Origin of the sequence: Gemmatimonas sp., assembly GCF_041689975.1 — a bacterium.
In the GTDB taxonomy this organism is placed as follows: Bacteria; Gemmatimonadota; Gemmatimonadetes; order Gemmatimonadales; family Gemmatimonadaceae; genus Gemmatimonas.
Genome location: NZ_JBDNFF010000441.1, coordinates 1 through 7,917 on the forward strand (window position 1 = coordinate 1; position 7,917 = coordinate 7,917).

A 7,917-nucleotide genomic window follows, 5' to 3' on the forward strand; every position below is an offset into this window, starting at 1 on the left:
ATTATCATCGCGCTCACCGCCGACGAGGAAAGCGGTCCGGCCAACGGCGTCGACTGGCTGCTCAAGAACCACAAGGAGCTCATAGACGCCGCCCTGGTGATCAACGAAGGCGGCGGCGGGACGTTGCGCGACGGCAAGCCACTGTTCAACAGCGTGCAGGCCACCGAGAAAATCACGACGAACTTCACGCTGCGTGTGACGAACAAGGGCGGGCACTCCTCCGTGCCGCGCGACGACAACGCGATCACCTCGCTCTCCGACGCGCTCGCGAAAGTCGGGCGCTACAAGTTCGCCATTCAGTTGAATGAGGTTACCCGCGCCTTCTTTTCCCAGACGGCAGCGTTGGAAGAGCCGGCAATGGGCAAGGCGATGAAGGCGCTCGTGACGAATCCGGCGGACAGGGCAGCCGTTGCCACCGTGACAGCCGATCCCAAGTACAACTCAATGCTGCGCACCACCTGCGTGGCGACGGAGCTCAAGGGCGGCCACGCCACGAATGCGCTCCCGCAGCTCGCCGAGGCCAATGTCAACTGCCGCGTATATCCCACGCAAACCGCTCCGCAGGTGCAGGCTGAGCTGGCGAAGGCCATCGGCGACACGACGGTGCAGGTGATTATCCGTTCACAGCGTCCAGCCTCGCCACCGTCCGTCTTGCTGCCCGAGCTGATGCAAAATGTGGCGCGCATCACGAAGGAGCTTTGGGGCGAGATGCCGATCATTCCCACGATGAGTACCGGCGCGACGGATTCCCGCTTCTTCCGCGCCCTCGGTGTGCCGGCCTTTGGCGTGTCGGGGCTCTTCGCCGATCCCACCGTCGACGCGCGCGCGCACGGGCGCGATGAGCGCATGGGCATCAAGAGCTATTACGAGGGGCAGGAGTTTCTGTATCGTCTCACGAAGGCCCTGAGCGCCAACGTGGTGGCGCAGTAGGTGAGACATTCATGATTCGTCTCGACACGCTCAGCGCTCGCTTTCGCGCCGACACCGGGCTCGGCGGCGGTGGCGCGGCGCTCGTGCTCACGCGCGCGCTCGAACGCATCGGATGGCGCTCGGTGCGTGAACCGACGCCCGAAGTGCTCGCGAGTTATCTCGTCATGCTACTCGACGCCTGCGTTTACGAGCATCGCGATCTCGATGCGCTCACGCACGGCATCGCAGCCGTGTTCCGGGATGCGGGCCCCAACCTCGATGGCGGTCTGCCGCCAGTCGAGGCCTATCTGCCGGCTGCCGAAGAACTATTGCAGCACTACGTGAGCAACGACCTGTCCCAACGCGAGTCACCGATCCAGTAACGGGTGCCCGGCGTCTACGATCTCGGAAACACCGTACCCATCGTAGTGAACATCCGGGCGTCCCCCTTGCTGGTCGACATGCGAAGCTGATGTCCACCCTGCGCCGTTGGTTCGAGACTCATTCGAAGGCGACCGTTACCCCACTCACGGAGCGACCCTTCGGCGCGTAACACACCACGGGCGCCAAAGGCGCGCCGGAAGAGCACCACCATACGCTCCCATTCTGCGTCAGTCACGCGACGATAAACACGACCGTCCGAGCAACGCCAACCGGCAGTCCCCAAAGCGTCTGCCGGTTCAGGAGGGAGGATCTACGGTCGCCCGCAAGCGGGTAACGCTCAGGCCGTGGCGCCCGGCTTCTGTGCGCGCACGAACGCCGCCATGAACTTGCCGTCGATCTCGTCGAGGTTCGCATCCACGTCCACATTGCTTTCTTGCAGGAACTGACGGGCGTCCTCACTGCGGTAAAAGCGCGTCGGTTCAACGGACGCGTCGATGAAGCCGACGTCGGTGAGCAGGCGCTTGAACTCGGTCTCTTCCAAGGCGCCGGCCACGCAACCGACCCACAGCTCCATGTTACGTCGTACTGCCTCGGGGACTTCGCCGCGTACGACCACGTCGCTCACCGCGAACCGTCCGCCCGGCTTCAGCACGCGAAACGCCTCGGCCAGCACGCTGCGCTTGTCGCCCGACAAGTTGATCACGCAGTTCGAGATGATGACGTCCACGCTACAATCGGGCAGCGGGATCGACTCGATCTGTCCCCTCAGGAACTCGATGTTCGGGATCCCGGCCTCGGCGGCGTTGCGGCGTGCCAGCGCGAGCATGTCGTCGGTCATATCGAGGCCGTATGCCTTTCCTGTCGGGCCAACGCGGCGTGCCGAAAGGATCACATCAATCCCTCCGCCCGACCCAAGGTCGAGGACGACCTGACCCGCCTCGAGTTGGGCCAGCGCAGTGGGGTTGCCGCACCCAAGTGAGGCCAAAACCGCCGCATCGGGCAATTCATCGGTCTCACCGTTCACATACAAGTTCGAGGTGATCGGGTCTACGGCGCCGTTGAACTCGGTGCCACCACAGCACGAGCTGGTCGGCCCGCAGCACGAGGCCGGCTCATTGATCTCGAGCACCCGGCGAGCGGCTGCACCGTACTTCTCACGAACGATTTCGGAGATGTCCACGGGCGGAGCGGATTTAGTAATGGGAGCGGTCATGATGAGCAGCGACCCAGTACAGTGAGCGCGCGACCGCCGGAGACACGAGGAGTGGCTAGGGTATGGACGATGTCATGGGCTTCGGTGAGAACCTCGGAGACGAGCGTGTAGTACGACCAGCGCCCATCCTTCCGATCGGTCACCAGCCCCGCCTCCTTGAGCACCTTCAGATGAAACGAAAGTCGCGACTGGGCCACGTTCAGGGCCTCCTGCAGATCGCACACGCACCGTTCGCCTTCGCCCAGCATTTGCACCACCCCCAGACGGGTCTCGTCAGACAGGGCATGAAAGATTCGGGTGGAGCGGGGGAAATCGATCTGCGTTGCGGCCATGCTTAAATATATCAGGAAAACTTGATGGGACAATGGCGGCCAGACTGAACACTGTGGGGTATCTTCTCTTCGTACGCCGATTCACCTCTATCGACAACGATCCACCATGCGCACTACGAATCCAGTCCTTTCCCGTCTCGCCGACGCGGCGCGTGCCACCGCCGCCGGTTCGCGCTCGGGTTCCATGACCACTGCCGGTGTGGCGGGTAAGGCCGCCATTCTGCTCGCGGTCGTGCTCTTCTCGGCGGCCGTGACCTGGCAGCAGTTTGCGACCGGGAATCTCGACATGCTCATGCCCGCCATGTTGTTGGGTGGAGTTGGCGGGTTCATCGTGGGGATGATCGCCAGCTTCAAGCCCCAGACCGCCCCGTGGAGCGCGCCCATTTACGCGTCGCTGCAGGGCATCTTCCTCGGGGCCGTGTCGGCGATGTACAACCTGCGCTTTGCCGGACTGCCGCAACAAGCGGTCCTGCTCACGTTCGGCGTCGCCGCCTCCGTGTTTCTGCTGTACCGCTTCAACATTCTGCGCGCGACCGAAGGCTTCCGGCGCATGATGCTCGCGGCGATGATCGGTATCGGCCTGTTCTATCTTGGCTCGATGTTGCTGTCGCTTTTCGGTGTATCGATCGGCTACTTCACGTCGTCGGGCCCGCTCGCGATCGGCATCAATCTCGCCATCGCCGGTGTGGCCGCGCTCAACCTTGTGCTCGACTTCGATCGCATCGAGCAGGGCGTGCAGGCCGGCGCCCCGAAGCAGCTCGAGTGGTTCGCCGCGTTCGGACTGATGGTCACGTTGATCTGGTTGTATCTCGAGCTGCTGCGCTTGTTGTCGCGACTGCAGGGTCGCCGAAACTAGTTCTACGCTCCAATACGAAAAGGCCCGGTCGAGCAATGCTCGACCGGGCCTTTTCGTCCTCGTCACTGCACCCGAAACAGATAGCTCAGCTTCATGAAGAACTGATCGCGGGTGCGCTGAAGCCGCTCCGGTCCGGCGGGACGATTGGCGGCCAGTGCGTCACCGTAGCCGAGGTACACCACGGTGCCCGGTGACGGCAGATACGACAGCAGCACGTCGATACGCGCGCGGGTGCGCTCGAACGCTGCCGCCCGCGTAAGCTTGCCGTTCGCGCCGCGCAGATAGATCGGCAACTCCGTGCGCGTGTCGTCGCGCAGTGAGTCCTGTCGCACCACCGAGCGCTCACCGATCACGCGCACGAAGAATTGCCGCGTGACTTGATACTCGGTGCGAAGTCGAGGGGTATTCCGAGTCAGCACACGCGTGCCGTCGCTGCGTCGATCGAACGTGTCGTAGTTCCACGTGGCGGCCACTCGCAGCTGCCCGGTGGGGCGCAGGGTCAGCGTGTTTTGCAGGCTGAAAATCCGCGCCGAGCTCCATTCTTGAAAGTTCTCGTCGTAGCCCACGATGCCGAAGCCGTTGTAGCTGAACCGGCGGAACTCGGGCGTGCCCACAGACAACACCCAGTCGCGATTCCCGATCCTGGGTGCGCCCGTGTACGCCACGGTGTCGATGCGGCCTGCGGTCGCCGGGCGAAGCAGCACGTAGTTGGTGTACAGCGACGGATCGTAGCCGAACACTTCGAGCAGCAGCTGGGTGCCGACTTGCCAACCGCCTTTGAGCCGTGTGTTGGCGCGCAGGTGGAGTTGGCGGTCTTGTGATCCAGCTCCGTTCACGAGGCTGTCGTACTGATAGCGCCCCAACATGTAAAGCTCGGGGCTGAACAGTTCCACCAGCGCCTTCGGCTTACCGTAGAAATTCAAGCGATGCGTGGCCGAGATGTTGGCGATGCCGGGCCGAGCGATGAACCCCGACTGCGCGTCGAAGTCCGGGCTGATCCCGTTGAGTGCGTACCGAGCCACGAAACCGCGGCCGTTGCGAGAAGCACTCACGTCGAACAGCGGGGCTCTCAGGGTACCGCTGTCACTGCTGGTGAAGCTGCTCGCGACCTGGCCTTGCAGCGTATAGACGCCGCGTACGAGTCGGCCGTCCACGCCGACCACGCGGTTCCACCGCTGGCCGTCGACCTTGTCCGTGTACGCGACGCCGACACGACTCTGTGCGCCGAGGTCGCGCTGCAGCCGCAGGATGTTGTAGAGCGGTGAATGCTTCTGGTCGAACGAGGCATCCTGATTGTCGACCGCCGACAACACGCCGATGTCGAAGCCGCCGTATTTGCCGGTGAGCTTGCCGGCCGCCAACGGCTGCGCGATGCGCCGTGTGTAGATCAACCGATTGGGCGTCGTGAATTGCTCCTGGCTTTCCAGGAAGAATGGACGGCGCTCGGGGAAGAACACCGCGACGCGTGGATCATACGCGAACTGCGTGGCGTCGGCTTCGACCTGCGAGAAGTCGGGATTCGCCGTGCCGGCGACCGTGAGATTACTGGTCACGCCCCAACGGACACTCCCGCCCAAGTCGGGACGCCCGCCGTTGTAGTCCCACGCCGAACTACTCGTACTGCGCGTGCCCACCGCGCTCGAAGTAATTGTGGGGATGATGTCCAGCGTGAGGCCGCGCCGCAGATCACGGAGTCCGGCCAACACGCCCGACTGTGCGAGAAAGCTCGCCGCGCCGCGCAGGGCAGGCGTCCACGTCTCTTCATGCCCGGTGATCTGGACCGTGCGCGCCACGTTCAGCTGCCAGCGCTGTTCCTCCCCGGCGCGATAGCGCAGACTTTTGAACGGGATGGAGAGCTCCACTTGATAGCCGAACTCGGTGAGTTGCCCCTTCGATTTCCACACGTAGTCGGGGGCAAGATCGGAGCTCTCGCGCGCCTTCGCTGACGTGCTCGTGAATCCACCGCCCAGTACCGCGCCCGTTTCCGTGAGCACGCCATCGCTTTGAATGCCGAAGGGGTTCACCGCAAATACGAGCGCCTGGCGACTGTCGCTATACGTGCCGAGAAACAGTTGCACGTTGTCGTCGGCCGAAATCCTGTCGCGATCGGCGAGTGTGGCGCGGACGCTGCCCGGTGCCGCGAAGGCACGGATGCCCACATGCAGTTCGGTCGCGGAATACCACACCAGCACCTCGGTACTGTCTTGCGCCGCCACGCCATCGGCAGGGAAAAACTGCGAGAACCCCGTCAGCAGCGCGGCGTCGGCCCACGCCGGTTCATCGAGCCGGCCGTCGACCACAATCGCCGCCTCGCGTCGCGGCGTGGCCACCGTGAGTTGCCCGCGGCGGCCGTGAAAAACCGGGCCACTGTGACGCGTACCGAGGGGGGCACTAGTGGTCGTTGCGAGGGCACTGGCGGCCGACGGAGTCAGTTCCGGTGGCTTCGACGAAGGCGGCAGTGGCTGTGCGACCTGCATCAGAAGAGCGAATAAGTATGTCGTTGGCACGCTGACGGGTGCGAAAGTAGTGACGAGCCGTACAGGGAGTGGCGTTACATCGCACCATTACTCCACTTTTTACGAAGTCCCGAGCAAGAACGTTGGGACAGGACGCGTTTCGGGTCATACCGGTTCGCATAAATATGCAACCGGTTGTACCGTTACCTGCGTTGAATAGCTGTCGACATCTGTTCAACAAATCTAGGACGAGGACGACGGCGTACGCCGCCGTGGCCCCGTGGCGCCCCAGTCCCTTCCCACTTTTTGAGGAGACCCGCTTATGCAATACTCTTGGCGTGCCCTGCTGGTATTGGCAGGCACGATCGCGGTCGCCGCTCCTCGAGCCCGCGCGCAAACCGGGCCAGGAACGCTGTCGGTCCGGGTGACTGACGCGGCCAATCAGCGACCAGTCGAAGCGGCGCGTGTATTCCTCGTCGGAACCAATTTCGCCGCCGCGACGGGGGTTGACGGTCGCGTCCTTCTTCGTGGCATTCCCGCCGCGGAATATACCGTGCGCGTACTCCGGGTCGGCTACACAGAACAGACGAAGAAGCAGCTGATTGCCGCGGGGCAAACGGCGACCATCGAGTTCGCGATGGCCACGGCGGCCATCAATCTCGCCGCAGTCGTGACGACCGCCACCGGCGAACAGCGCCGCGTGGAGATCGGTAACGCAACGGCCAACATCGACGCCGCCAAGGTGCTGCAGTCGGCGCCCGTGTCGAACCTCAGCGACCTCCTGAATTCGCGCGCACCCGGCGTGACCGTGACCAGCGGCTCGCAGACCGGTACGGGCTCGCGTATTCGTATTCGCGGTTCGAACTCCGTGAGCTTGTCCAACGAGCCGATCTGGATCATCGACGGCATTCGTATGACCAGCACGAACGCCGACTTCGGCACGGCGACGGGTAGCGGTGGCACGACAGGTGGTAACAACGCGAGCCGCGTCGGCGACCTGAACCCGGAAGAAATCGAGAACATCGAGATCGTGAAGGGACCATCGGCCGCCACGTTGTACGGCACCGACGCCGCCAACGGCGTGATCCTGGTGACCACCAAGAAAGGACGTGCCGGTGCCGCCCGTTGGAATGTGTACGGCGAAGGCGGCGCCCTCACCGACCGGAACTTCTATCCCGATGCCTACAGCCTGTTCGCGAAGTCGGGAACCTCGACCACGTCGTCGCGCACCAACGGCTGTAGCCTGCAGACCGTCGGTACCGGCGTCTGCACGGCCGACTCGACGGTCTCGCTCAACATCTTCAAGGAGAAGGACCTGACGCCGGTCGGTACGGGTATGCGCCGTCAGTTCGGTGCGCAGGTGTCGGGCGGCACCGAGACCGTTCGCTACTTCTTCTCGGCGGAAGACGAAAAGGAACAGGGTGTGTTGTCGCTTCCCCAGTTCGAGCGCGACCGTTTCGCGACGGAGAACCTGCCGCTGCGCCCGTGGACGAGCCACCCGAACGTGACGGCGCGAAAGTCGCTGCGCTTGAATTTGAATGCGGCGATCACGCCCAAACTCGACCTCGCCGTCTCGACCAACTTCATCAACATCGCACAGCGCTACTCGCTGGAATCGAACGCCACCGCTGGTCTTGGCTCGCACCTGTTCGGTGGCCCTGGCACCCGTGACAACGGCAACGTGTCCGGTCTGGGCACGCCGCTCAACGGCTATCGCGGCTGGACGCCCGGCGACATGTGGCAGGAACGGACCAGGCAGGACGTTAA

8 protein-coding genes are annotated in these 7,917 nt (G+C 63.6%); 4 read left to right on the forward strand and 4 right to left on the reverse strand.

Annotated features, from left to right (window positions below; genetic code table 11):
- Nucleotides 1-930: M20/M25/M40 family metallo-hydrolase (locus ACESNG_RS24525; protein WP_373071393.1), on the forward strand; the 930-nt coding region annotated here is incomplete at its 5' end.
- Between the two features lie 11 nt (nt 931-941).
- Complete coding sequence (locus tag ACESNG_RS24530) at nt 942-1,292, forward strand: hypothetical protein (protein ID WP_373063970.1); 351 nt, start codon at nt 942-944, stop codon at nt 1,290-1,292.
- 14 nt (nt 1,293-1,306) lie between these two features.
- On the opposite strand, the gene ACESNG_RS24535 is transcribed toward ACESNG_RS24530, so the two are convergent.
- The 3 genes from ACESNG_RS24535 to ACESNG_RS24545 all read right to left on the reverse strand — a co-directional run bounded on the left by ACESNG_RS24535 (nt 1,307) and on the right by ACESNG_RS24545 (nt 2,838).
- Nucleotides 1,307-1,528: a hypothetical protein gene (locus tag ACESNG_RS24535; RefSeq protein ID WP_373063968.1), complete on the reverse strand. Its 222-nt coding sequence runs from the start codon at nt 1,526-1,528 to the stop codon at nt 1,307-1,309.
- A 102-nt stretch (nt 1,529-1,630) separates the two neighbouring features.
- Complete coding sequence (locus ACESNG_RS24540; protein ID WP_373063966.1) at nt 1,631-2,506, reverse strand: arsenite methyltransferase; 876 nt, start codon at nt 2,504-2,506, stop codon at nt 1,631-1,633.
- Nucleotides 2,503-2,838: an ArsR/SmtB family transcription factor gene (locus ACESNG_RS24545; RefSeq protein ID WP_373071396.1), complete on the reverse strand. Its 336-nt coding sequence runs from the start codon at nt 2,836-2,838 to the stop codon at nt 2,503-2,505. Before ACESNG_RS24545 ends, ACESNG_RS24540 begins: the two co-directional genes overlap by 4 nt.
- Nucleotides 2,839-2,944: 106 nt before the next feature.
- On the opposite strand from ACESNG_RS24545, the gene ACESNG_RS24550 reads away from it, so the two are divergent.
- The gene (locus tag ACESNG_RS24550) at nt 2,945-3,694 is read left to right on the forward strand and encodes a Bax inhibitor-1/YccA family protein (protein WP_373063962.1); all 750 of its coding nucleotides are present in this window, start codon (nt 2,945-2,947) and stop codon (nt 3,692-3,694) included.
- Between the two features lie 62 nt (nt 3,695-3,756).
- Here the strand turns inward: ACESNG_RS24550 and ACESNG_RS24555 are convergent, their stop codons facing one another.
- Entirely contained in the window at nt 3,757-6,024 is a 2,268-nt protein-coding gene (locus tag ACESNG_RS24555) for a DUF5916 domain-containing protein (RefSeq protein WP_373071398.1), read from the reverse strand.
- 448 nt (nt 6,025-6,472) lie between these two features.
- Here ACESNG_RS24555 and ACESNG_RS24560 point away from each other — a divergent pair.
- A partial coding sequence (locus tag ACESNG_RS24560) for a TonB-dependent receptor plug domain-containing protein (RefSeq protein WP_373071401.1) occupies nt 6,473-7,917 on the forward strand: 1,445 nt, incomplete at its 3' end.

Excerpts from the sequence above, each read along its gene's own strand:
- ACESNG_RS24545 (WP_373071396.1), bottom strand. The coding sequence starts at position 2,838 with ATGGCCGCAACGCAGATCGATTTCCCCCGCTCCACCCGAATCTTTCAT.
- ACESNG_RS24550 (WP_373063962.1), top strand. The coding sequence starts at position 2,945 with ATGCGCACTACGAATCCAGTCCTTTCCCGTCTCGCCGACGCGGCGCGT.
- ACESNG_RS24530 (WP_373063970.1), top strand. The coding sequence starts at position 942 with ATGATTCGTCTCGACACGCTCAGCGCTCGCTTTCGCGCCGACACCGGG.
- ACESNG_RS24540 (WP_373063966.1), bottom strand. The coding sequence starts at position 2,506 with ATGACCGCTCCCATTACTAAATCCGCTCCGCCCGTGGACATCTCCGAA.